The sequence below is a fragment of the Mycobacterium sp. Panama NTM2 genome (assembly GCF_054355555.1).
This window is the reverse complement of the sequence record NZ_CM135953.1, coordinates 1,686,593-1,709,918: the sequence shown is the minus strand read 5'-3', so window position 1 is coordinate 1,709,918 and position 23,326 is coordinate 1,686,593. Positions and strand designations below refer to the sequence as shown.

Genomic DNA, 23,326 nt, shown 5'->3' with positions numbered 1-23,326 from the left:
GCCGCTCTTGTCCCCGACGCTACCTGCGCCGATCCCGCCGTTCAGTGGTCTGCCGGCATCACGCAGAGGGTCGAAAGTCCCTCCCCGTTCAGCCGCGCCGCAGGTCGACCACGAGCGGGCGATGATCGGAGATGGCGACTGGCGGCGTCCGGCACGCCTGCACCTGAAGACCCGGATCGTCGGTCAGGACGTGGTCGAGTTGCTGGGTGGGCACATCGGCGGGGAAGGTCGCCGCCGAGGCGAGCGCGCGCAGACGCGTGTGGTGGCGCACCGCCGCAGGTGGCATGTTCAGATCGCCGGTCACGATGCGCGGACCCGGCATCCCGTCGACGTCACGCATCAGCCGACGCAGCTGTAGCCGGTTCCACCCCGGAACGAACGACAGATGCGTGTTGGCCACGGTGAGACCGCCGAGCGGGGTGTCGAAGTGTCCGATCACCGCGGCCCTCGGCTCCTCGTGGATGATCTGCACGCGGTTGGGCGCGCGCAGATACAGCGGAAACCGCACCGGAATCCGGGGTAGTCGCACCACCTGCCAGCTGGTCGCGGGATATCGCGACAGAAGCGCTACGCCGTAGGCCGCGGTACCGGGTTGCTCCTCCCCCGTCGCCGCCATCCATGTCGCGCCGGGCGTACCCGAGATCGCGGCGACGAATCGGTGGCTACGGGCGCCCATCGCCTCGGCGGCCAGTGCTGTCAGATCGGCCATACCGGACCGCTGCTGCACCGAGTCCACCTCCTGCAGAGCGAGAATGTCGGCGTCCAACCCTGCGATGCAGTCGGCGAAGCGGTCCAGGTCAACACCGCCCCCCACGGTGCGCCCGTGGAGGATGTTGAAGGTCACCAACTTCATGGGTAGTCCACTACCCACCCTGCAGACGAAACCCACGGCGGTGCGAATGTCCCCTGATGACCTGCGTCACGCGTTGCGCCGTGCGGCGTCCGCGCTCAAAGCCGACGGGCCGCCGTTCGCGCTCGCCGGAAGTTTCGCGCTGTGGGCCCACGGCGCCCCCGAACCGACCCACGACGTGGATTTCGTGGTCGCCGAATCCGACGTCGAGGCGGCGGCCGCGGCGCTGGCAAACGCAGGGTTCGACATCCGGCGGCCTCCCGAGGACTGGTTGTTCAAAGCGGCGCTGAGCGTCGACGGGCCCGCCGTCGTCGACGTGCTGCACCAGATCAACCGGGTGCCCGTGGACAGCGGCATGATCGCAGGCGCACCGGTCCTCGATGTCTTCGCTCTGTCGATGCCGGTGCTCCCGCCGAGTGAGGTGATGCTGCAGAAGCTGCGCTCGCTGCACGAACACCACTGCGATTTCTCGAAGCTGCTTCCGGTGGCGCGAGGGGTTCGCGAGCAGCTCGACTGGGTCGCGCTGCGCGAACAGGTCGCGGACAACCCATTCGCGACGACGTTCCTCGATCTGTGCGCTCGGCTGGGGATCGACGAATCCACGCCGGACTCACAGCTGACGGGCAGCACGGACATGTTGTGCCAGAGGTACAGTCGCGCGGGCCCGGAATAGCCTCAGAAGACACGGACAAAGGCGGGCCATCGTGAAACGTCGCGCGGTCGTCCTGATCATCCTCGCGCTGCTGTGTGCGGGGTGCCTCGGCCATCGGCTCGCGGCCCGCCACGACGCGACCGCACCGTCGGCCGGCCTGACGGCGGCGACCACCACCCGGCTCGGGATCCCGTCCAGCGGCACCGTTCTCGCACTGCCCGGTGCCGATCTGCACGTCAAGAACGACATGGATGAAGAGTTCCGCGGAGTGTTCAGCACTGCGCCCTACACGGTGAAAGTGGTCGACTACCCCCGCAACCTGGCACTGGATTCGATTCCCACCGGCGTCGCCAACCTCGACGCCGCGATTCGCGCCACCCCCGGCACCATCATCGTGCTGGCCTACAGCCAAGGGGCCCAGGTGGCCTCGGAGTGGATGCGCCAGCACGCTGCGGACCCGACGGCGCCGACGCCCGATCGCCTGACCTTCGTCCTGTTCGGGAACCCGCTGCGCGCCTCCGGAGGGTCGAAGGTGGGGGATCCGACGCTGCGCACCACCGGGCTCGCCACCCCGACCGACACACCCTGGCACATCGTGGACGTGGCGCGCCGCTACGACGGTTACGCGGACTCGCCGAGCGACAAGAGCAACGCCGACGCGGTGCGCAACGCCGATCTGGGCAAGCTCTTCATCCACCCGCACTACGAGGGTGTCGATCTGAACGACCCGTCGCTGACCATCTGGCACCGCGGGAACACCACGTTCGTGCTGACCAACGGTGAGCCGCTGCTGCCGAAACCGGCCGCGCAGATCGAATCGGCCTATCGGCGCGAATGACTCACACCCCTGCGAAATCGGGAAGTGTTGTCCCCGTTGCCGATTGCGCGTACTGCCGCATCAGGCGCAGCGCCGTCGCGCGGTCCATCTCGGGATCGCGCGCCACGATGCGGTAGCCGAGATAGTCCTCCATCGCCATCAGGGTCATCGCGATGTCGCCGGCGGGCGCACCGAGGGTGAACACCCCAGCATCGGCGCCCGTGGTGAGCAGATCCCGGTAGAGGCCGACCTGGCGATGGTAGATGCCCTGGACGTCACGGCGCTGATCCAGTTCGAAGCCCGCGGCGAGCACGGCTCGCCAGATGGCCCGCCATTCGGCGTCTTCGGGACCGTTCGGCAGGCCGGCCGCGATCGTCATCGCCAACTGCAGCGCCACGTCGTCGGTCAGGTCACCGAAGCGGCGACGCTGCTCGTAGAAACGCACGTCCGAGCGTAGGGCCAGCTGCGAGAGCAGCTCGGTCATGTCCTTGAAGTAGTACCGCACCGCATTGGTGGTCAGGCCGAGCTCGGCGGCCACGTCGGCCAGCTTGAGGGTGGCCAGATCATGGCGCTCGATCAGCGTGATCGCCGCGTCCATGATGTCGGCGCGCCGTTGCGCCTGCGTGTTCGGCCGCCCCATCCCGGCCACCTCCTCACTCGTGCCGCGAGGTCGATTCTGCCCTTCCTCTTGCGTGACGCCCGACACGGGCGCATAGTTCTTTTCCAATTCGGAAAACAACGGAGCGTGTCATGAGGGCAAGAGACCTCGGCGTCATCATCGGCGACCACCCCACCGGCGCCGACAACGCCATCACCGATGTGCCGGGCGTACGCGTCGGGCACGTCACCCTCGACGCCGAGGGGCCACCGGCCGTGCACACCGGCGTCACCGTCGTCGTCCCACACGACGACATCTGGACCGAACCCCTCTTCGCGGGGGCGCATCGCCTCAACGGCAGTGGTGAACTCACCGGGCTGGAATGGATCCGCGAGTCCGGCGAACTGACGACCGCCATCGGGCTGACCAACACCCACAGTGTCGGCGTCGTTCGCGACGAGCTGGTCGCTGCCCAGGTGCGCGCCCGCGGTGACGGTGTCTACTGGTCACTGCCCGTGGTCGGGGAAACCTATGACGGACTGCTCAACGACATCAACGGATTCCACGTCCGGCCCGAACACGCGCGCACTGCGTTGGAGAATGCGTCGGCGCAGCCACCGGCCGAAGGCAACGTGGGCGGCGGCACCGGGATGATCTGTCACGGCTTCAAGGGCGGCATCGGTACCTCGTCGCGCACGACCGACACCGCCGCGGGCCGATACACGGTCGGCGTCCTGGTGCAGGCCAACCACGGACGGCGAGAACGGCTGCGCATCAACGGCGTTCACATCGGCGAGCTGATCGGACCGGAGGCGGTGCCGCTGCCCGATCTGCCGCCCGGCTACGAACCCGGGTCGGGCTCGATCATCGTGATCGTCGCGACCGATGCCCCCCTGCTCCCCCATCAGTGCACACGATTGGCGCAGCGCGCCGCACTGGCCGTCGGTCGGCTCGGCGGCACGGGCGAGCAGTACAGCGGGGACCTCATGCTGGCCTTCTCGACGTCGAACCGCGGTATCCCCCCGTATGCCTGGGACGAGGACGTGAACACCGCCCGGACCGAGGTCGATGTCCGCATGGTCGCACCCCAGCTGATGACGCGACTGTTCGACCTGACGATCGACGCCACCGAAGAGGCCATCGTCAACGCGATGGTCGCCGCGACCACGATGACCGGCCGCAACGGGTTCACCGCCCACGCGATCGATCACGATCTGCTCCGCACCGCTATGTCCGCCTCTTCACCCCAGGAGACCCCGTGACCACCTCCACCACGCCTGAGACCCGGCGATTGACAGGACATCTCGGTCCGGTCGGCATCGTCTTCATGGTCGTCGCCGCGGCCGCCCCGCTGACCGTGATCGGCGGCAACATGCCGCTGGCGATGGGCCTGGGCAACGGCGCGGGTGCACCGGTCGGGTTCGTCATCGCCGCGCTCGTGCTGCTGGTGTTCAGCATCGGGTTCGTGACGATGACGCCCCATGTCCCCGAGGCCGGTGCGTTCTTCTCCTACGTCACGGTCGGGCTCGGCGAACGGATGGGCAAGGGCATCGCGGTGGTCGCGCTGATCGCCTACACCGCGATACAGATCGGCATCTAGGGATACATCGGCTGGGCCATCGCCGACACGGTCGCACACTATGACGGCCCCGAGATCCCCTGGCCCGTCTACTCGTTCGCGATCCTGGCGATCGTCGCAGTCCTCGGATACCGGCACATCGAGCTGAGCGCGAAGGTGCTCGGGGTGGCGCTGGCCCTCGAGATCGGCATCGTGGTCGTCCTCGACGTGGTGATGGTCGCCAAGCCCGGCCCGGCGGGCGTCACGTTCACCTCGTTCGATCCGGCGACGTTCACCCAGGGCACCATCGGGATCGCGATACTGTTCCCGCTCACCGGATTCATCGGTTTCGAGGCGACGGCGGTGTTCCGGGACGAGGCGCGTGACCCCGAACGGACCATCCCCCGCGCCACGTACGCCGCGGTCGTCATCATCGGCGCGTTCTACGCGATCACCGTGTGGGCGTTCGTGGTGGCGTTGGGCCCCGACCAGGTGACCGGGGTGGCGCAGCGAACCCTCGACGGTGAGGGCAACATGCTCCTCGACACCACCGGTGACATGCTCGGCACCGTGGGCCGCGACATCGTCAACGTGCTGCTGCTGAGCAGCCTGTTCGCCTGCGTGTTGTCCTTCCACAACGTGATCGCGCGCTACCAGTTCGTGCTGGCGGGCAAGGGATTGCTGCCCGCGCGACTGGCCACCGTGCACGACGGCCATGCGTCACCGTCGTTCTCGTCGCTCGTCCAGACCGCGACGGCCGCGATCATCGTCGCGGTTCTCGCACTGCTCGGCATCGATCCGCTGGTCGGTGTCTTCGGGTCGATGGCCGGTGTCGCGACCGTCGGGATGGTCGTGCTGATGCTGACCACGTCGATCGCGGTGCTGGTGTTCTTCCTCCGCCACCGTGGCCGCGGCGGGATCGCGACGACGCGGATCGCGCCCGCGCTCGCCGTACTCGGGCTGCTTGCCAGCCTCTGGCTGGTGCTCTCGAACTTCACCCTGGTGACCGGTGGCAGCGTCATGCTGAGCACGGTGCTCGCCGCGATCCCGTTCGTGGGCCTGGTGATCGGCTTCCTGGCGTGGCGGCCGTCGCGGTCACTGGCGTGACCCGGCCGCCCCATCGACGATCATCAGCGCGACGTGCAGTGAGGTCATCGACTCCCCGTCGTCGAGATCGACACCCAGCGCGTCACGGATAGCGTCCAGGCGCTTGTACAGGGCCGGCCTGCTCATGTGCAGACGCTGGGCGAGCGCGGCCTTGTTGCCCGCCAACCGGAGGTACTCGCGCAGCACTGTCAGGTTGGGGGGTGTGCCCGCGGACTCCTCGGACAGCAGCGTCTTCAGCTCGGTCTCGGCGAACTGCTGGACCCGCCGGTCGTCGCGCAGCAGCGACAGCAGACCGCGGAGCCGGACGTCGGCGGCCCGGAAGTACGGCCGGGATCGGTCCCCTTGCGCCAGAGCGACTTCGGCGATGTGCGCGGCCTCGGCCAGGCCCGACACGGCATCGGTGATCTGGTCGGCCGGCGGACCCAGCGCCAGCACCGACGCACTCACCCCGTCGACGCGTCGCACCTGGTCGCGCAGCCGGCCACCCAGTGCTGCCAGTGCGCCGTCGACGTCGCGAGTGTCTTTCAACGCCAACACCATCACGACTTCGGCGTCGCCCTGGAGGGAGAACAATCCGGTGTGGCCGGCGGCCTTGACGGTGTGGGCGACGGCATCGAGTAAGGCGATGGCGCGCCGGTGACCGGCCACGGGATCCGACGACGGGGACGGCCGCTGGGCGCGCACCGTCGCCGGCAGGTACGCGGGAGCGCGCCGCAGACCCAGTGCCTGGGCGCGCACCGTCAGTTCGCGTTCGTCGGTGAGGCGGCCCCGCAGGACGTCGTCGATCAGTCCGCTCTGCGCCTGGTGCTGCAAGCCCGTCCGGTCCTGCTCGATCATCCGGTGCATGGCCAACGCCGCGGCCGCCCGTTCGAGAACCATCTTCGTGCGGTGCTCGTCTGCCGGTGCGCGGGGCACCACGAGCCGGCCCCACTGCTGGGTGCGGGGTCCGACACCGGTGACCGCCCACGGTTCGGCGAGCTCGCTGCGCCCCGGGCTGCGGCGGGAGCGTCGCTCCCAGTTCTCGAGGAGATCGGCGGGAGTGCCCGCCGACATCGCGATCGCCTGGTGGGAAAGGTCTTCCAGCACAACGGGCTCGGCCAGGATCTGCGCCGCCGCGTCGACGATGCCACTGAGCGAGGCGCGCTTCATGGACAGCTCGGTGAAGGTTTCGTGGACGCGGCGGTCGAACGCCACCTCGTCGTACTGGTCGGCGACGATGCGGCGGTGCACCGCTTCGGTGATCTCGACGAACCGGACCGTGCGATGGAGCACGACCAGGGCGAGTGCGAGTTCCTCGGCGATGGCGCCGATCCCGTCCGGCAGTGCGGGCACCTGCGTGCCCACCTCCACGATGACGCCGAGGGCCCCCGCGTCGGCGAGGCCGCGCAGGTACCTGCGCGGGTGGCGGGCCAATGCCCGACCGGTGGTCAACACGAGCTCACCGCCCTGCAGCAGGCTCGACAGGTCGGCCAGGTCGCTACCGTGCACCCAGCGGATGGTTTCCGCCCACCGCTGGGCGCTGAGCACCTCGGGGTCCCCTCGTTGCACGGCGGGCAGGGCGACCACCTCACCCACGGTCAACGGCATTGACACAGTGTATTCGCGCAGCCCCATTCGTTGACAGTGTGTATCGACGTCGGCGGCCTGGCGCGCGAGAGACTCTCGGTATGGCTGCGCAGATTTCGCATTGGGTCAACGGCGAGGTGTTCGAGGGTGCATCGGGTGCGTCGGCACCGGTGACGAATCCGGCGACCGGCCAGGTGACGGGTCAGGTGGCGTTGGCGTCTGTGGACGACGCCCGGGCCGTGATCGACGCCGCAGCCGCGGCGTTTCCCGCCTGGCGCGACACGAGCCTGGCCAAACGCACCCAGGTGCTGTTCCGGTTCCGTGAGCTACTCAACGAGCGCAAGGGCGAACTGGCCGAGATCATCACCAGCGAGCACGGCAAGGTCGTCTCCGATGCGCTGGGCGAGGTGGCCCGCGGCCAGGAAGTCGTCGAGTTCGCTTGCGGCATCCCCCATTTGCTCAAGGGCGGGTTCACCGAGAACGCGTCGACCAACATCGACGTGCACTCGATCCGTCAGCCCCTCGGCCCGGTCGGCATCATCTCCCCGTTCAACTTCCCCGCGATGGTCCCGATGTGGTTCTTCCCCGTCGCCATCGCCTGCGGCAACACCGTCGTGCTGAAGCCGTCCGAAAAGGATCCGTCGGCGTCGCTGTGGCTGGCGAAGCTGTGGACCGAGGCCGGTCTGCCCGCCGGTGTGTTCAACGTCCTGCAGGGCGACAAGACGGCCGTCGACGAGCTGCTCACCAACCCGAAGATCAAGAGCGTCTCGTTCGTCGGGTCGACCCCGATCGCGCAGTACGTCTATGCCACCGGTACCGCCGCCGGCAAGCGCGTGCAGGCTCTCGGCGGCGCGAAGAACCACGCGGTGATCCTGCCCGACGCCGATCTCGACCTGGCCGCCGACGCGATGGTCAACGCCGGCTTCGGCTCCGCGGGCGAGCGCTGCATGGCCATCTCCGCGTGCGTGGCGGTCGGCCCGATCGCCGACGATCTGGTGGCCAAGATCGCCGAGCGCGCCGCCACCATCAAGACCGGTGACGGCACACGCGATTCCGACATGGGCCCGCTGGTCACCAAGGCGCACCGCGACAAGGTCGCCTCCTACGTCGACGCGGGCGAAAGCGCCGGCGCCAAGGTCGTCCTCGACGGCCGCACCGTGACCGCTGACGGTGGGCAGGACGGGTTCTGGTTGGGCCCCACCCTGCTCGACAACGTCACCCCGGACATGAGCGTCTACACCGACGAGATCTTCGGCCCCGTGCTGTCGGTCGTGCGCGTCGAGACCTACGACGAGGCCCTCGACCTGATCAACAGCAACCCCTACGGCAACGGCACCGCGATCTTCACCAATGACGGCGGCGCAGCCCGGCGCTTCCAGAACGAGGTGGAGGTCGGCATGGTCGGCATCAACGTGCCGATCCCGGTCCCGATGGCGTACTACAGCTTCGGCGGCTGGAAGGCCTCCCTGTTCGGCGACAGCCACGCCCACGGCATGGACGGCGTGCAGTTCTTCACCCGCCAGAAGGCCATCACCACCCGCTGGCTGGACCCCAGCCACGGCGGCATCAACCTCGGCTTCCCCACCAACTAGCCCCGTCCCGCGAGCGCGCGCGTCTGCACACGACACACCGGCGTCAGCTGTGCAGTAGCGCGCGCTCGTGCCCTACCCAGAGAGCGCAGACAGCACCATGACGTCAACAGTGAGCGCCCTGCCCACCGGCGAAGACCTCGACACCGCGATCGCCCGCGGACAACGCGCCTACGATCTGGACCGCGCCCACGTCTTCCATTCCTGGTCGGCCCAGGCCCAGATCACGCCGATGACCGTGCTCGCGGCGCAGGGCTCGTACCTGTGGGACGGTGAGGGCAACCGGCTGCTGGATTTCTCCTCACAGCTGGTCAACACCAACATCGGCCACCAGCACCCCAAAGTCGTTGCCGCCATTGCCGAGCAAGCTGCGACGCTGTGCACGATCGCACCCCAGCACGTCAATGATGCGCGCTCCGAGGCCGCCCGGCTGATCGCCGAGCGCACCCCCGGTGACCTGAACCGGATCTTCTTCACCAACGGCGGCGCCGACGCCGTCGAGCACGCGGTACGCATGGCCCGCCTGCACACCGGTCGCTACAAGGTGCTCTCCCGCTACCGCTCCTACCACGGCGGCACCGAGACCGCGATCAACCTGACCGGCGACCCGCGCCGCTGGCCCAACGACCACGGCAACGCCGGCATCGTCCACTTCACCGGACCGTTCCTGTACCGCTCGGCCTTCCACGCCGAGACCGAGGCCCAGGAGACCGAGCGTGCGCTCGAGCACCTGGACCGTCTGGTGCAGATGGAAGGTCCTTCGACGATCGCGGCGATCATCCTCGAGTCGATCCCCGGCACCGCCGGCATCATGGTGCCGCCGCCCGGGTACATGGCCGGCGTCCGCGACATCTGCGAGCGCCACGGCATCGTGTTCATCGCCGACGAGGTGATGGCCGGTTTCGGCCGCACCGGTCGCTGGTTCGCAATCGACAACTTCGACGTCGTGCCTGACCTGATCACGTTCGCCAAAGGTGTCACCTCCGGCTACGTACCGCTCGGCGGCGTGGCGATCAACGAGGCCATCTACTCGACGTTCGCCGACCGCGCATACCCGGGCGGACTGACGTACTCGGGCCATCCGCTCGCGACCGCCTGCGCCGTGGCGACCATCACTGCGATGGAGGACGAGGGCATGGTCGGCAATGCGGCGCGCATCGGCACCGACGTGCTCGGCCCGGGACTTCGCGAATTGGCTGCGCGGCATCGCAGTGTCGGCGAGGTACGCGGTCTCGGGGTGTTCTGGGCGATCGAGCTGGTCGCCGACCAGAAGACCCGTGAACCGCTGGCTCCGTACGGTGGCTCCAGCCCGGCGATGGCCGCAGTACTCGGGGCGTGCAAGTCCGGGGGTCTGCTCCCGTTCGCGAACTTCAACCGCATCCACGCGGTGCCCCCGTGCAACGTGACCGACGACGAGGCGGTCGAAGGTCTGCGCATCCTCGACGCCGCGTTGGACGTCGCCGACGAGTACGCGGGCCGATAGCCGCCGCCAGAAGCGGATGCGTGCGCTACGCAACGATTGCGGAGTGCAATAGTGGTACCCATGCAGCAGCCTGGGTCGACGCGGTGGATCCCGATGCCCACTCGCCGGTCGTGGGTGGAATGGCTCGGGCAGAGTTCGGCCGCCATCGTGCCTCTGGCCGTGGTCGTCGGGGCGCTGACGGGCCTGGGCGCGGTCGGGTTCCGCGAGCTCATCACCGGCTTCACCAAGCTCTTCACCGGATTCGACGATTATTCCGCGATGGGGCGGATCGCCAGCCCGCACTGGCCGTTCCTGGGTATCTGGTTCCTTCTGGTGGTGCCGGTGATCGCCGGCGCCCTCTACGGACCGATCGTTCACCGATTCGCACCCGAAGCCCGGGGGCACGGCGTTCCGGAGGTCATGTACGCGGTCGCCCACCGCAACGGCCGGATCGCACCGCGGGTGACTCTGGTCAAGGCATTCGCATCGGCGTTGTGTATCGGCGGCGGCGGATCGGTGGGCCGGGAGGGCCCGATCGTGCAGATCGGGTCGGCGGCCGGGTCGACCGTGGCCCAGCTGCTGCGACTCCCGACCAGCAGGGTGCGCCTGCTGGTCGCCTGCGGGGCGGCAGCAGGCATCTCTGCCACGTTCAACGCGCCGCTGGCAGGCCCGTTCTTCGCGATGGAGTTGATCCTCCGCAACCTGGCTGCGGAGTCCTTCGGCGCAGTGTTGTTGTCCAGCGTGGTCGCCGACATCATCGGGCGCGCGATCATGGGCGACGAATCTTTCCTGTCATTGCCGAGTTTCGCGGTCCACAGTCCCGTCGAGTACCTCCTCTACGCGTCGCTGGGCGTACTCGTCGGCGCTGTCGGGGTGTTGTTCAGCAAAGTGCTGTATCTGGTCGAGGACGTCTGCGACTGGTTGTGGCGCGGCCCGGAATGGGCGCGCCCTGCCGTGGGCGGCCTGCTGCTGGGAGGATTGCTGATCGCGCTTCCGCAGATGTACGGCGTGGGGTACCCGGTTCTCGAGCACGCCGTGCGGGGTGACTACGTCATCCCCATGCTGCTGATTCTGCTCGTGGGCAAGATGGTGGCCACCAGCCTGACGATCGGGATCGGCGGATCGGGTGGTGTGTTCGCACCGACGCTCTTCATCGGCGCCATGGCGGGCTCTGCCATGGGGGAGGTCGCCCACACTCTGCTGCCGACGATCACCGAATCCGCCGGGGCGTACGGGCTGATCGGCATGGGGGCGGCGCTCGCCGGCGCCACCCGCGCGCCGATGACCGCGGTGATCATCCTGTTCGAGTTGACGGGTCAGTATTCGATCATCTTGCCTCTGATGGCGGCCGTGGCGATGGCCGCCGGCACCGGTCATCTGCTGTCGCAGGAGACGATCTACACGGCGAAACTGTGGCGGCGCGGCGTCGATCTGGACGCGCCGCTCAAAGACGCCCCCACCATCGTCGCCCGCGACGTCGTGCGGCCTGCGCCACCGGCTCTGGCCGAACACGCTTCGCTGGTCGAGGCAGCCACCGCGCTGGCGCAGACGCCGGTCGGCATGGTGCCCACCGTCGACGCCGAGGGCACGTACCGCGGATGCGTCACCGCCGAGGACGTCGCGGAAGCGCTCAACGACGAAGCACCCCCGTCGACGATCCGCGATCTGATCAACAGACCGCCGGATCTCGACGTCGAGGCCGACTCCACGCGGATCATCGCGGCGCTGTCCGGCCGGGGCGCCACCGGAGTGCCTGTGCTCAACGCCGAGCACACCGCGGTCATCGGCTGGATCACCTACGAAGCTCTGCTCACGGCCCTGCATCCGACGACGTCGTCACCGAGGAGCCCGGGCTGACGGCGCCCCGGTCGATGCGCTGCAACAACGCCGGGCCGGCAGGAACATGCCGCAGCACCGTCTGCGCCAGCCGGTCGCGTAACCGGTCGTCGTGCACCGAGACTCGACCTCCCAGGTCGCGCCACCCCGCGCCGCCCCACGCCGCTGCGACAGCCGCATCGGTCACGCCCAACCGCGCGCGGCGCCGGTCGACGATCGCCAGCACCAGCGCCGTCGCGGCGTGCACGCCATCGACCCACACCCCCATCGCAAGCACATCGCCCGTGGGGCGCCGGCCCGACAGTATCGACTGGGCCAGATGACGGGCACCGAGGACACGGGTCACGTTGATCGCCCAGCGGTCAGGATCATCATCTCGGGCAACGGTTTTCAGAATCGCCTCGGGTGCGGCCAATAGAGCGGCACCCCACCCCGCACGCACGAGTTCGATGGCCCGGACGGCGCTCACTGTCGTCGACCTCCGGAGGGCGAGGAGTTCCCGGCCCGTGAATCTGCCAGCGCCAGAGAGGATTCGATCAACAGCGCGTGAACGAAGGCCTGCGGCAGGTTTCCGCGCATCTGTCGCTGGATGACGTCGTACTCCTCGGACAGCAACCCCGGCGGACCACAGGCTGAGCGATTGCGCTCGAAGTACCGCACCGCCGAGACGACGTCACCCTGCTGATGCGCTGCCTGCGCCATCAGGAAACCACAGAGAGCGAACGCGCCCTCCGCGTCGTGCAGCGGCCGCCCGTCGTGATGGAACCGGTAGACGAAGAAGTCGCGGGCAAGGTCGTCGGCGACCGCGGCGACCGTGGCGCGCGTGCGCGGGTGATCAGCGGGAATCGCTCCACGCAGCGCCGGCAGGAGCAGCGCCGCGTCGACGCGTGAGTCGTCGGGGGCACGCTGCCAGCGGCCACTGGGATGTCCGCAGTCGGCGGCGTCGGCCAGGATCGCGTCGGCCAGCACGTTCCATTCGGCGCCGTCGGTACGCGGCGCGCAGGCAGCCGCTGCGCGCAGTCCGCCTACGCACGCCAACCGGGATTGCGCCCATCGCCGCTGGTCGAGCTCCCAGATGCCGGCGTCCGGATCGCGCCATCGGTGCGCGATCGCCCGCGCGGCAGTGGACATGGCCTGATATCCGGCGGTGTCGAGGTGGTCGAAGCGGGCCGCGGCGGCGAGCAACTGCAGCGCCTCACCGAAGGCGTCGAGCTGGAATTGCTTACCTGCGTGGTTGCCGACGATGTCGGCGCCGCCCGGATAGCCGGGCAGATTCAGTGCCTGCTCTGCCGGCAGGTTCCCGCCGTCCACCGTGTAGGCCGGGCGCAGATCCGGCCCGTCGTCGAGCAATCGGGCGCTGACGAACGCGACCGCCTCGTCGAGAAGCGGCAGCGGTTCGGCCACGGCGACCGCCATCCCCGCATAGCAGAGATCACGGATCCACACGTAGCGGTAGTCGTAGTCGCGTCCCGCGCGGGCCCGCTCGGGAAGGCCGAGGGTGGCGGCTGCGGCCAGCCCCCCGCCGGGCGCCGTCATTCCGCGCAGCACGGCGTAAGACTGCCGGGTGTCCTCGACGGCGATTCCTCCGTTCAATGCGGGAACCGCTGTGTGCCAGGCTTCCTCGGTGCTGCGCCACAGGTGGTCGACGTCGGGCGGCGCAGGGAGCGCTACATCGGAGATCTCCACCACGATGTCGTGGTGAGCGCCTTCGGCGAGCGAGATGTCCGCGCACAGACCCTCCCCGTCGCGAAACCGCGCGTGCGGCAGACCGGTCACCCGGATCCGCAGATCTCCCGTCTCGGCGCACCACCTGCCGCCGGTCGTCGCCTGCACCTCACGCATGGTCTCAGCACCGAAGCGCGCTGCCGGGAAGAGTTGTACGGCAACATCAGTGGGGCCGCGCACGGCCATGATCCGGCGCATCAGGATCAGGCGATGGGGGTCACCGGGATAGGCGAGCGCCTCCCGACACTCGGTGATGCCGTCGTCGGTCACCCACCGGGAGCGCCAGATCAACCCGGCACGTTCGTAATGACCGCCCCAGACGAACCGGGACGTCGGCGCGATCGTGAACACCCCACGGCCGCCGATGAGTTCGCTGAACACGGCGTCGTCGTGCCAGTGCGGCGCGCACAGCCACGAGATGTCACCGCGGGGCCCCACCAGCGCGCCGCGATGCCCGTCCGCGAGCAGTGCATACTCGCGCAGCACATGCGGACTCGGCCGGTCGGCCATCACTTGCTCCCACGGTCGCTGGAGGCCCGGCGCGGCACCCAGGCAGGTCCTTCGATGTGGTCGGCGTTGAACCACAGCAGAAGCGCGAGGTTGTAGGCGCTCAGGACGCCGTAGACCAATGTGTCGCGCAGATCGAAGCCCATCGGGCTCGGGTGGCCGTGGACGGCCGCCACCGCCGACACCATCGTCAGGCCCAGCGCCGCCACAGCCGCCGCGGCGCTGAACCAGACTGCCGCCGAACGGTGGATCGCGCACACCAGGGCCGCGGCGCCCCAGACCACCAAGACCACCCCCTGGCTCGTGGTGATCAGGAGGCCCAGCAGGTCAGCCCCGCGTGGTGAGGTCGCACCCGCTGCGGCGAACGTCAGCGCCGCCACGCCCAGTGCCACGAGGACCGCACCCTGCGCGATCAGGAACGGCCGGCCCGAGCGGAAGTGTTCCGGGTCGAGGGAGACTCGCCGCAATGCATCTTTGAGTGCCATCGCAAGCCCCTCAGTGTCCCTGCGTGCCCGCCGCGACGGCGACGGACACCGCGGCGAGACCGGCAGCCGCGGTTGCGACGGGGTGACTGCGGAGCCACCAGGCGGGACTGTGCGGCAGCGAGCGGTCGTCGAACACACCGTGCGCTCCGAAGTCCTTCTCGTCGTCGACCGGGTGGAACAGGTTCCCGTCCTCGCGGTCCACCCGCTCGGTTGTCTGCTGGGATTCGATTCCGGTCTTGGCCAGGTATCGATCGAGCACTGGTGCGCACAAGCGCTGACCGATCAGGGTGGCCACGGTGCTGCCGCCCACCCAGTACTGCTTCTGGGCGGGATGATCCGCGGCGAAGGAGATCGCTCGAGCGCAGACCTCGGGCTGGTAGACCGGCGCGACGGGCTGCGGATGGCGCGGGAGCCGCGAACGGACCCAGGAGAACTGAGGGGTGTTGACCCCTGGCATCTGCACGACGGTCACGTGCACTCCGCTGTTGTCGTGCAGCAGCTCCGTGCGCAAGGACTCGGTGAACCCGTTGATGGCGTGTTTGGCTCCGCAGTACGCCGACTGCAGGGGCACCGACCGTTCCCCCAGTGCCGAGCCGACCTGGATGATCGCACCGCGATCACGCGGGCGCATCCGGCGCAGTGCCACCATCGTGCCGTGCACGAAACCCAGGTAGCTGACGTCGGTGGCACGGCGGAATTCCTGGGGTTCGATCTCGTGGAAGCGCGCGAAGATCGTGGCGAATGCGGCGTTGACCCACACGTCGATGGGCCCTAGGGTCCGCTCGATCTCGTCGGCCGCTGCGTCGAGCGCATCGAAGTCGGTCACATCTGCGGGCACGACCAGTGGCGTGCCTCCGCAGCGTGCCACTTCGGCGGCCGCCGCCTCCAACCCGGCGTGTCCCCGCGCGATCAGGGCCACCCGCCATCCCCGGCGGCCGAACTCGCGTGCCGCGGCACGACCGATACCGGCGCTGGCCCCGGTCACGACGACGGTTCTCACGGGATCCCGGCGGCCTGTCGTCGCATCGGTCATCCGCCCGACGGCTCTGAGCACTTCTTTTCTCATCGATCCTCCTCGTTGTCGAGTCCGCGATCGAGGGATGCCACCACCTTCGGCATCGAAAACGTGGGATGACACATTCACAGCAATTGTTGCGCCGATGTGATACTTGCGCATTAGCATCTATTGTCGACGCCACATCGACAGGCCGCAGCGGAGGGATCTCTGATGACCGGGACCTGCGAACAGCAGGTGAGCACACCGAAAGCGACCGAAGACGACGATTATGCAGACGTCGTGGCTCTGGTGGAGGACTTGCGGGCCGCCTCACCGGATTCCCCGGAGTTCGTGAGCCTGCGCGAGCACATCGTCCGACGATGCCTGCCGCTGGCCGACCACGTCGCCGCCCGGTACCGAAACCGCGGGCAGGAGATGGAGGATCTGGTCCAGGTGGCGCGTGTCGGATTGGTCAACGCCGTCAACCGGTTCGATCCCTCGCGCGGTTCACCGTTCGTGGCCTTCGCGGTACCCACGATCATCGGCGAAGTGCGGCGCTACTTCCGCGACCGCACCTGGATGATGTCGGTACCCCGGCGGATCAAGGATCTCCACAGCGAAGCGGCCTCGGCGATGTCCGAGCTGACGCACACGTTGGGGCGCGCCCCGACCGCCAAAGAGATCGGCTCCTACCTGGGGGTCGGGGACGAGGAGGTGCGGGATGCGCTGATGGCCTACGAGGCCCGCAGTCTGCACTCGTTGGACAAACCGGCGGCCTTCTACGACGACGCGCCTCCCCTCGGGGAATCGATGGGAGAGGAAGACCCCGGTTCGAGGCCGTCACCGACCGCGAGGCACTGCGGCCCCTTCTCGGCGCTTTGCCCCCGCGGGAGAAGACCATCCTGATGCTGCGATTCTTCGAAGGGCGGACTCAGAGCGACATCGCGGGAGAACTGGGGATCTCGCAGATGCACGTCTCGCGCCTGCTGCAATCCACCCTCACGAAGCTTCGAGAGCAACTGGCCTGACGAGACGGCGGTCATGACGCCGCGTCACGCAGCGCCGCTGCCATCACCTGCACAGTGTGCAGAGGTCGCGGACCCGCCAGCAGTTCGTCGACCTGCGTCCGACAGCTGAACCCGTCCGCTACGACGACGGTGCCGGCGTCGGCCGAGCGGATCGCAGGCAGCAGCTTGTCCTCGGCACACGCCACCGAGACGTCGTGATGGCCGCGCTCGAATCCGAAATTGCCCGCCAGACCGCAGCATCCGGCGTCGAGGACATCGACGTCGACACCGGCGTCTTCGAGGAGCCTCTTCTCCTCGGTGTAGTGCAGCACAGCGTGCTGGTGGCAGTGCGGTTGCACCATCGCCTGCCCGGACCGGTGCGGGATCTTCCAGTCAGGCGCCCGGCGGCTCAGCACCTCGCCGATCGTGTAGGTCTGTGCGGCCAATCGGTGCGCGTCCTCGTCCCCGGCGAGCAGATTCACCACATCCGCGCGGAAGACCGCGGCGCAACTGGGTTCGAGCACGACCACAGGAGTGCCGGCGCGCAGAGCCGGGGCCAGGATGCGCAGCGTCCGCCGCAGCACGGTCTTCGCCACACCGAGCTGGCCGGTCGAGATCCATGTGAGGCCGCAGCACACCGTACGCTGCGGGATCTGGACCTCGAAGCCTGCTGCTTCCAGCACAGCGACGGCGTCGCGGGCGATGTCTGGGTCGAAGTAGTTGGTGAAGGTGTCGGGCCACAACAGCACCGGCCCCCGCGGGGCCGGACGGTCAGCCGCGGTGTGACCGGCGAACCACCGGGTGAAGCGCGCAGCGGCGAACCTCGGCACGGCCCGCTGTTGATCGATGCCTCCGACCGCCTTCAGCGCCGTGCTGAGCCCGCGGGCCTGGGTCACTGCGTTGACCACACCCGGCATCGCCGAAGCGAGTCGGGCCGCCGCGGGTATCCACCCCATCGAGTAGTGCGCCATCGGCCGCAGCCTGTGCCGGTAATGGTGGTGCAGGAACTCGGCCTTGTAGCTCGCCATGTCGACGTTGACCGGGCAGTCGGACAGACATCCCTTGCAGGCCAGGCACAGATCGAGCGCATCGCGCACGTCGGTCGACCGCCACCCGTCGGTGATAACGTCGCCCTGCAACATCTCGAAGAGCAGCCGGGCCCGGCCTCGGGTCGAGTGCTCCTCCTCCCCCGTGGCGCGATAGCTCGGGCACATCACACCGTCGGCCTCACCACAGCATTTGCCCACGCCGACACAGCGATTGGCAGCCTGGCTGAACCGGTGACCGTCCTCGGGGAACGCGAAGGAGGTCTTCGGCTCGATCGGCAGGTAGCCGGTTCCGAGCCGCAGGTTGTCGGTGATCTTCGCGGGCCGCACCACCTTGCCGGGATTCATCCGGTCACGCGGGTCGAACAGGTCTTTCATCTGTTCGAAGGCCTCGATGATGCGCTCGCCGAACATGATCGGCAGCAACTCCCCTCGGGCCTGGCCGTCTCCGTGCTCCCCGGACAGCGAGCCGCCGTAATCGACCACGAGATGTGCTGCGTCTGAGACGAAGCGGCGATAGTGGGCGATGCCGTCTGCGGTACGGAGATCGAAGGGGATGCGGGTGTGTACGCAGCCCTGCCCGAAGTGGCCGTAGAGCGCTGCGTCGCCGTAGTCGTACCGGGCCAGCAGCGCGCGGAAGTCGCGGAGGTAATCGCCGAGGCGGTCGGGCGGGACCGCCGCGTCCTCCCAGCCGGCGTGGGTCGGCGGACCTTGCGGCGGAAAGGCGGTGGCGCCCAGACCCGCTTCCCGGGCCGCCCAGATGTCCTCCTTGCGGGCCGGATCGTCGATCACCGCGGCGGTGACGTCGACCGTTCCGCGCAGGTCGTCGACCATGGTCTTCGACTTGTGATCGGCATCGTCTTGACTGGTCCCGTCGATCTGCACCATCAGCCAGGCCCGGCCCTCCGGCAGCTCATCGAGCGCCCGCTGCGCCAGGTGCTGGCTGTGCTCGAGATTCACCAGTCGATGGTCGATGCCCTCGAGAGCGGCAGGCCGGTGAGGCAGGATCGACGGCACCGCGTCCGCTGCGGCGGCGACGTCGGAGAAGCCCACGATGGTCAGTGTGCTCGCCGCGGGCACCGGCACCAGATCGATCTCGGCGCGCAGGACGGTCACCAACGTGCTCTCGCTGCCGACGAGTGCCTTGGCGAGCTGGAAGCCGTGCTCGGGCAGCAGCGAGTCCAGGTTGAAACCCGAGACACGACGCGGGATGTCGGGATAGCGGGCCCGGATCTCCTCGGCATGGCGGTCGACGATCTCTCTGAGTCCGCGGTAGATCTCGGCGCGGCGGCCACCGTCGGCGACGATGCGCTCGAACTCGTCGTCGCCGGTGTCTCCCACCCACATTCGCAGGCCGTCGTAGGTCAGTATCTCGAGCCTGCGCACCGAGTCCACCGTCTTCCCGTAGGCCTGGGCCGTCGAGCCACAGGAGTTGTTGCCGATCATCCCGCCGATCGTGCAGTTGTAGTGGGTGGACGGCTTGGGCCCGACCATCAGCCCGTGCTCGCGCAGAACCGAATTGAGTCGGTCGAGCTTGATCCCGGGCTCCACGATCGCGGTTCGGGCGTCCGCATCGACCGAGTGCACCGCGGTGCAGTACTTGCTCCAATCGATCACGACCGCGGCGTTGCAACACTGGCCCGCCAAGCTGGTGCCGCCTCCCCGGGACAGCACCGGCACGTCGTGGTCACGGCACACCATCACCGCGTCCGCGGCGGCGTCCACCGATCGCGGCACCACGACTCCGATCGGAATCTGGCGGTAGTTGGACGAATCGGTGGAATAGGCGGCGCGAGAACCGGGGTCGAAACGGACCTCTCCGTCGACGCGGCTCTCGAGATCGCTCGCGAGGGCCTCGTAGGGCAGGACGGTCCGCTCATGGCGGGGCGTGGTGCTCGTCATGGTGTCTCCTGGTGCTCAGCGAACCCGGTAGGGCTCGGCGTCGGCGCTTTTGAACTCGAGTCCGTTACCGAGCACGGCAGGGTCCATTCGGACCTCTCCGCCGTCCGGCTGACCGGCCCCGTCGAAGAACATGTGCTCGATGCGTGTGTGGTCGTGAAACCATTCCAGGTGGCGGAAATTCGGCGTCGCGGCCGCGACCTGCAGATGCAGGTTGGGCGCGCAGTGCCCGGACACGTCGAGGTTGTGGGCGGCGGCCACGGCCGCCGCCCGCAGGAACTCGGTCACGCCGCCACATCTGGATGCGTCGACCTGCACACAGTCGACCGCACCGGCGGCGCACAGCCTGCGGACGTCGTAGAGGTCGTAACCGTATTCACCGGCCGCGACGTCGGCGCCGACCGCATCCCGCACGGCCCGCAGTCCCTCCACATCGTCCGACGACACCGGCTCCTCGTACCACGTGACACCGAGGTCGGCTGCGGCCTGCCAGATCCGCACCGCCTGCTTTCGTCCGTAGGCCCCGTTGGCGTCGACGAACAGCTCGACATCGTCCCCGATGACAGCACGGGCGTGTGTCATGCGGTCGAGATCCCGGTTTTCACGACGGCCCCACGATTCGCCGATCTTGATCTTCACCCGCGGGATGCGCAGCTGCTCGGTCCAGAACGCCAGCTGGTCGCGCAATCGGCGGTCGTCGTAGGTGGTGAATCCCCCACTGCCGTAGACCGCGACGGTGTCGCGCACCGCACCGAGCAGGCGATAGAGCGGTACCCCCAACAACCGTGCCTTGAGGTCCCACAGCGCGGTGTCCACGGCCGAGATCGCCTGCCCGGCCACTCCCGAGCGCCCGATGTTGCGCACCGCGCGCACCATCTCGCAGAACGTGCCCGTCACGTCCAGGGCATCGGAACCGCGTACGACGTCGGCCAAGGTGTCACGCACCATGTCCGCCACCACTGCGGCGCCGTAGGTCCATCCCAGTCCCGTACGAGACCCCGCCCGGACCGAGACGACGATGATCGTGGTCGAGTCCCAACTCAGCGTCCCGTCTGCCTCCGGGGCATCGGTGGGAACGGAATATGCTGCTGCGTCGATCGTTTCGACGTCCACACCTGATGTGTTCATGGCGCGCGGAGTGTCCACTCACCCGTTGCGGTGGGGCATGAACTCCTGCGCTTTGGTCTTGGCTCCCGTGATGATGAAACCCCAGCTGTCCTCATCGCCCTTGAGCACCGCGGCGGCCGCCGACTTGGCCTGCTCCCATTCCGCATGGGGTGGGATCGGCGGCATGTTCGGATCGGTGAACACGTCGAGGACGGTCGGACGGTCGGACGACAACGCTCGACTCCACGCGCCGTTCAGCTCGTCCGGGTCCTTGATCGCCACCCCGTTGAACCCCAGACTCCGAGCGAAGGCGGCGTAGTCGACGTCGGGAAGCGTCTGCGATTCGGCGAACTTGGGCGAGCCGCCCATCGCGCGCATCTCCCACGTGACCTGGTTGAGGTCGTTGTTGTGCAGGATCGCGACGATCAGGCGTGGATCGGACCATTCCTCCCAGTAGCGCGCAATGGTGATCAGTTCGGCCATCCCGTTCATCTGCATCGCGCCATCGCCTTCGAAAACGATCACGGGACGGTCCGGATGACCGAACTTGGCGCCGATGCCGTACGGGACCGCCGGGCCCATCGTGGCCAGCGTGCCGGACAGGGAGCCGCGAATATCCCGACGGAAGCGCAGCAGCCGCGCATACCAGTTGGCCGCGGAGCCGGAATCCGCCGCGACGATGGCGTTGTCGGGCAGTTGCGGCGAGAGCTCGGAGAACAATCGCAGGGGGTTCACAGGATGGGCTTTCACCATCGCCTCTTTGTGCATCGTCTCCCACCAGCGAGTGACGTTCGACTCGATCGTCTCGCGCCACGACCGGTCGGGTTTGCGCTCGAGCTTGGGGATCAGCGCCCTCAACGCCGCCTTGGCGTCGGAGACGATGTTGACCTCGTAGGGGTAACGCATCCCGATCATCTTCGGGTCGATGTCGATCTGCACCGCGCGTGCCTGGTCGAGTTCGGGCAGGAACTGCGTGTACGGGAAGCTCGACCCGATGGTGAGCAGCGTGTCGCAGTCGCGCATCATCTCGTAACTCGGCCGGGTGCCGAGAAGGCCGATCGAACCGGTGACCCAGGGCAATTCGTCGGAGAGAACGTCCTTTCCCAGCAGGGCCTTGGCGACGCCTGCGCCCAGCAGTGCAGCGGCTTCGGCGATTTCGTCCTGTGCGCCGCGCGCCCCCGTGCCCACGAGGATCGCGACCTTGTCGCCGGCGTTGAGCACCTCGGCGGCGCGCGCGATGGCGGCGTCGTCGGGCGCCGGCGTGGGCCACTCGACACCGACGCTGGACGGCACCATCTTGAACGCGTGCGTCGGTGGTGAGTACTCGAGCTCTTGGACATCGGACGGGATGATGACGGCGGTGGGAGCACGCTCACTGAGCGCGATACGGATCGCCCGGTCCAACACGTTCGGCAGCTGCGCGGGCACCATCACCATCTGCACGTACTCACTGGCGACGTCCTTGAACAGACTGATCAGATCGACTTCTTGCTGATAGGACCCACCCATCGCGCTGCGGTTCGTCTGGCCGACGATCGCCACCACGGGAACGTGATCGAGTTTCGCGTCGTAGAGACCGTTGAGGAGGTGAATGGCTCCCGGTCCCGACGTCGCCATGCAGACACCGACCCGGTCGGTGAACTTGGCGTAGCCGACGGCTTCGAACGCCGCCATCTCCTCGTGCCGGGCCTGGATGAATTGCGGTTGATTGTCGGCCCGACCGAACGCGCCGAGGATGCCGTTGATGCCGTCCCCCGGATAGCCGAAGACGCGCTCGACGTCCCAGGCCCGAAGGCGTTCCAGGACGTAGTCGGCGACGGTCTGGTGTGACATGTGCTTCTCCCGGATATCGAATGTGCGTGTGGCCGTCAGCGGGCCGAACGCCCCGCGGCTGACTGCGGTACTACCCGCAATCGTTGCGTCTACACAATCAATAATCCGGGCACGTCGCGCCCGCCACGGCGCGGCTGATTGCAGTGGAGCCGCCGGTGAGCGAGAATGCCGCAATGACGACCGTTCCACCCGCCCGCGCACCACGCAAGACTGTGTTGTCCACCCAAGTGGACGGTGTTCTGCGGGCGTCACGCGCCCTGGTCGGGATCGCGGCCGAATCGTTGTCCGAGGTCGACGACGTCGTGACGGTGCCGCAGTTTCGTGTCCTGGTGCTGCTGCACACACGAGGTCCGATGAACCTGGCATCGGTGGCGGCGGAACTGGGGGTCAATCCGTCCAACGCCAGCCGGACGTGTGACCGACTGATCAAGGCGCGCTTGCTCGACCGGCGGGAATCCGAAGTGGACCGGCGCAACATCACCCTCACCTTGAAGCCGGCGGGTCGACGGTTGGTGGAAAAGGTCACCGAACATCGCCGTGGCGCGATCGAGCGGGTTCTGCGATCCATGAAAGCCAGCGAGCGGCAGTCGGTGGCGGCCGCGCTGGCAATGTTCGCATCGGCGGCCGGCGAACCGGCGGAGGGCACGGCGATCAGCCTTCTGTGGCCTCCGGAGTCCGCCTGACG

General features: G+C 68.2%; 17 protein-coding genes and 2 pseudogenes. 9 read left to right on the top strand and 10 right to left on the bottom strand.

The features are described 5' to 3' along the window. Positions 1 to 88: 88 nt before the first annotated feature. On the bottom strand, positions 89 to 853 hold the full coding sequence (locus ACXYX3_RS08130) for an endonuclease/exonuclease/phosphatase family protein (protein ID WP_458611276.1): 765 nt from the start codon (positions 851 to 853) through the stop codon (positions 89 to 91). 46 nt (positions 854 to 899) lie between these two features. Between ACXYX3_RS08130 and ACXYX3_RS08125 the strand changes: the two genes are divergently transcribed. Beyond that, entirely contained in the window at positions 900 to 1,523 is a 624-nt protein-coding gene (locus tag ACXYX3_RS08125; RefSeq protein WP_458611275.1) for a hypothetical protein, read from the top strand. A 31-nt stretch (positions 1,524 to 1,554) separates the two neighbouring features. Next, positions 1,555 to 2,340 carry a PE-PPE domain-containing protein gene (locus ACXYX3_RS08120; RefSeq protein WP_458611273.1) on the top strand — a complete coding sequence of 262 codons (786 nt, stop codon included), beginning with the start codon at positions 1,555 to 1,557 and terminating at the stop codon, positions 2,338 to 2,340. A gap of 1 nt (position 2,341) precedes the next feature. On the opposite strand, the gene ACXYX3_RS08115 is transcribed toward ACXYX3_RS08120, so the two are convergent. Then, positions 2,342 to 2,959, bottom strand: a complete 618-nt coding sequence (locus ACXYX3_RS08115; RefSeq protein ID WP_458611271.1) for a TetR/AcrR family transcriptional regulator — start codon at positions 2,957 to 2,959, stop codon at positions 2,342 to 2,344. Positions 2,960 to 3,069: 110 nt separating this feature from the next. On the opposite strand from ACXYX3_RS08115, the gene ACXYX3_RS08110 reads away from it, so the two are divergent. Both ACXYX3_RS08110 and ACXYX3_RS08105 read left to right on the top strand, forming a co-directional pair. Further along, complete coding sequence (locus ACXYX3_RS08110; RefSeq protein ID WP_458611270.1) at positions 3,070 to 4,179, top strand: DmpA family aminopeptidase; 1,110 nt, start codon at positions 3,070 to 3,072, stop codon at positions 4,177 to 4,179. A gap of 65 nt (positions 4,180 to 4,244) precedes the next feature. Then, positions 4,245 to 5,582, top strand: a pseudogene (locus ACXYX3_RS08105) (APC family permease). Here ACXYX3_RS08105 and ACXYX3_RS08100 read toward each other — a convergent pair. Then, positions 5,571 to 7,169 (bottom strand): PucR family transcriptional regulator, encoded by a 1,599-nt coding sequence (locus ACXYX3_RS08100; protein ID WP_458611268.1) that lies wholly within the window; start codon positions 7,167 to 7,169, stop codon positions 5,571 to 5,573. The pseudogene ACXYX3_RS08105 and the gene ACXYX3_RS08100 sit on opposite strands and share 12 nt — an antisense overlap. Before the next feature lie 80 nt (positions 7,170 to 7,249). On the opposite strand from ACXYX3_RS08100, the gene ACXYX3_RS08095 reads away from it, so the two are divergent. The 3 genes from ACXYX3_RS08095 (at position 7,250) to ACXYX3_RS08085 (ending at position 12,056) form a co-directional block, all read left to right on the top strand. Beyond that, a complete protein-coding gene (locus ACXYX3_RS08095) occupies positions 7,250 to 8,740 on the top strand; it encodes a CoA-acylating methylmalonate-semialdehyde dehydrogenase (RefSeq protein WP_458611266.1) in 1,491 nt (496 codons plus the stop codon). Between the two features lie 97 nt (positions 8,741 to 8,837). Further along, positions 8,838 to 10,220, top strand: coding sequence for an aspartate aminotransferase family protein (locus ACXYX3_RS08090; protein ID WP_458611264.1), 1,383 nt, complete (start codon positions 8,838 to 8,840; stop codon positions 10,218 to 10,220). A 93-nt stretch (positions 10,221 to 10,313) separates the two neighbouring features. Beyond that, positions 10,314 to 12,056 carry a chloride channel protein gene (locus tag ACXYX3_RS08085; RefSeq protein WP_458611262.1) on the top strand — a complete coding sequence of 581 codons (1,743 nt, stop codon included), beginning with the start codon at positions 10,314 to 10,316 and terminating at the stop codon, positions 12,054 to 12,056. On the opposite strand, the gene ACXYX3_RS08080 is transcribed toward ACXYX3_RS08085, so the two are convergent. The 4 genes from ACXYX3_RS08080 to ACXYX3_RS08065 are packed head-to-tail and all read right to left on the bottom strand — an operon-like array spanning position 12,010 to position 15,785. After that, the gene (locus ACXYX3_RS08080) at positions 12,010 to 12,504 is read right to left on the bottom strand and encodes a hypothetical protein (RefSeq protein WP_241203938.1); all 495 of its coding nucleotides are present in this window, start codon (positions 12,502 to 12,504) and stop codon (positions 12,010 to 12,012) included. The genes ACXYX3_RS08085 and ACXYX3_RS08080 overlap by 47 nt on opposite strands. Further along, a complete protein-coding gene (locus tag ACXYX3_RS08075) occupies positions 12,501 to 14,270 on the bottom strand; it encodes a glycoside hydrolase family 15 protein (protein WP_458611259.1) in 1,770 nt (589 codons plus the stop codon). Before ACXYX3_RS08075 ends, ACXYX3_RS08080 begins: the two co-directional genes overlap by 4 nt. After that, positions 14,270 to 14,752 (bottom strand): hypothetical protein, encoded by a 483-nt coding sequence (locus ACXYX3_RS08070; RefSeq protein ID WP_458611257.1) that lies wholly within the window; start codon positions 14,750 to 14,752, stop codon positions 14,270 to 14,272. The genes ACXYX3_RS08075 and ACXYX3_RS08070 overlap by 1 nt, the downstream gene beginning before the upstream one ends. A 10-nt stretch (positions 14,753 to 14,762) precedes the next feature. After that, positions 14,763 to 15,785: an SDR family oxidoreductase gene (locus tag ACXYX3_RS08065; protein WP_458612009.1), complete on the bottom strand. Its 1,023-nt coding sequence runs from the start codon at positions 15,783 to 15,785 to the stop codon at positions 14,763 to 14,765. A gap of 195 nt (positions 15,786 to 15,980) precedes the next feature. On the opposite strand from ACXYX3_RS08065, the pseudogene ACXYX3_RS08060 reads away from it, so the two are divergent. Further along, positions 15,981 to 16,777, top strand: a pseudogene (locus tag ACXYX3_RS08060) (SigB/SigF/SigG family RNA polymerase sigma factor). Between the two features lie 11 nt (positions 16,778 to 16,788). Here ACXYX3_RS08060 and ACXYX3_RS08055 read toward each other — a convergent pair. From ACXYX3_RS08055 to ACXYX3_RS08045, 3 genes are read right to left on the bottom strand one after another with little or no spacing between them, the layout of a single operon-like run. After that, positions 16,789 to 19,704, bottom strand: a complete 2,916-nt coding sequence (locus ACXYX3_RS08055) for an FAD-binding and (Fe-S)-binding domain-containing protein (protein ID WP_458611255.1) — start codon at positions 19,702 to 19,704, stop codon at positions 16,789 to 16,791. Between the two features lie 15 nt (positions 19,705 to 19,719). Next, positions 19,720 to 20,829, bottom strand: coding sequence for an enolase C-terminal domain-like protein (locus tag ACXYX3_RS08050; RefSeq protein ID WP_458611253.1), 1,110 nt, complete (start codon positions 20,827 to 20,829; stop codon positions 19,720 to 19,722). 18 nt (positions 20,830 to 20,847) lie between these two features. Next, positions 20,848 to 22,641 (bottom strand): thiamine pyrophosphate-requiring protein, encoded by a 1,794-nt coding sequence (locus tag ACXYX3_RS08045; RefSeq protein ID WP_458611251.1) that lies wholly within the window; start codon positions 22,639 to 22,641, stop codon positions 20,848 to 20,850. Positions 22,642 to 22,814: 173 nt separating this feature from the next. Here ACXYX3_RS08045 and ACXYX3_RS08040 point away from each other — a divergent pair, with 173 nt between their 5' ends. Further along, positions 22,815 to 23,324: a MarR family winged helix-turn-helix transcriptional regulator gene (locus tag ACXYX3_RS08040; RefSeq protein WP_458611249.1), complete on the top strand. Its 510-nt coding sequence runs from the start codon at positions 22,815 to 22,817 to the stop codon at positions 23,322 to 23,324. Positions 23,325 to 23,326: the final 2 nt, after the last annotated feature.

Coding starts and splice junctions, on each gene's coding strand:
- ACXYX3_RS08065 (WP_458612009.1), bottom strand. CDS start 15,785: ATGACCGATGCGACGACAGGCCGCCGGGATCCCGTGAGAACCGTCGTC.
- ACXYX3_RS08040 (WP_458611249.1), top strand. CDS start 22,815: ATGACGACCGTTCCACCCGCCCGCGCACCACGCAAGACTGTGTTGTCC.
- ACXYX3_RS08085 (WP_458611262.1), top strand. CDS start 10,314: ATGCCCACTCGCCGGTCGTGGGTGGAATGGCTCGGGCAGAGTTCGGCC.
- ACXYX3_RS08075 (WP_458611259.1), bottom strand. CDS start 14,270: ATGGCCGACCGGCCGAGTCCGCATGTGCTGCGCGAGTATGCACTGCTC.
- ACXYX3_RS08055 (WP_458611255.1), bottom strand. CDS start 19,704: ATGACGAGCACCACGCCCCGCCATGAGCGGACCGTCCTGCCCTACGAG.
- ACXYX3_RS08130 (WP_458611276.1), bottom strand. CDS start 853: ATGAAGTTGGTGACCTTCAACATCCTCCACGGGCGCACCGTGGGGGGC.
- ACXYX3_RS08125 (WP_458611275.1), top strand. CDS start 900: ATGTCCCCTGATGACCTGCGTCACGCGTTGCGCCGTGCGGCGTCCGCG.
- ACXYX3_RS08115 (WP_458611271.1), bottom strand. CDS start 2,959: ATGGGGCGGCCGAACACGCAGGCGCAACGGCGCGCCGACATCATGGAC.
- ACXYX3_RS08095 (WP_458611266.1), top strand. CDS start 7,250: ATGGCTGCGCAGATTTCGCATTGGGTCAACGGCGAGGTGTTCGAGGGT.
- ACXYX3_RS08070 (WP_458611257.1), bottom strand. CDS start 14,752: ATGGCACTCAAAGATGCATTGCGGCGAGTCTCCCTCGACCCGGAACAC.
- ACXYX3_RS08110 (WP_458611270.1), top strand. CDS start 3,070: ATGAGGGCAAGAGACCTCGGCGTCATCATCGGCGACCACCCCACCGGC.
- ACXYX3_RS08050 (WP_458611253.1), bottom strand. CDS start 20,829: ATGAACACATCAGGTGTGGACGTCGAAACGATCGACGCAGCAGCATAT.
- ACXYX3_RS08090 (WP_458611264.1), top strand. CDS start 8,838: ATGACGTCAACAGTGAGCGCCCTGCCCACCGGCGAAGACCTCGACACC.
- ACXYX3_RS08045 (WP_458611251.1), bottom strand. CDS start 22,641: ATGTCACACCAGACCGTCGCCGACTACGTCCTGGAACGCCTTCGGGCC.
- ACXYX3_RS08100 (WP_458611268.1), bottom strand. CDS start 7,169: ATGCCGTTGACCGTGGGTGAGGTGGTCGCCCTGCCCGCCGTGCAACGA.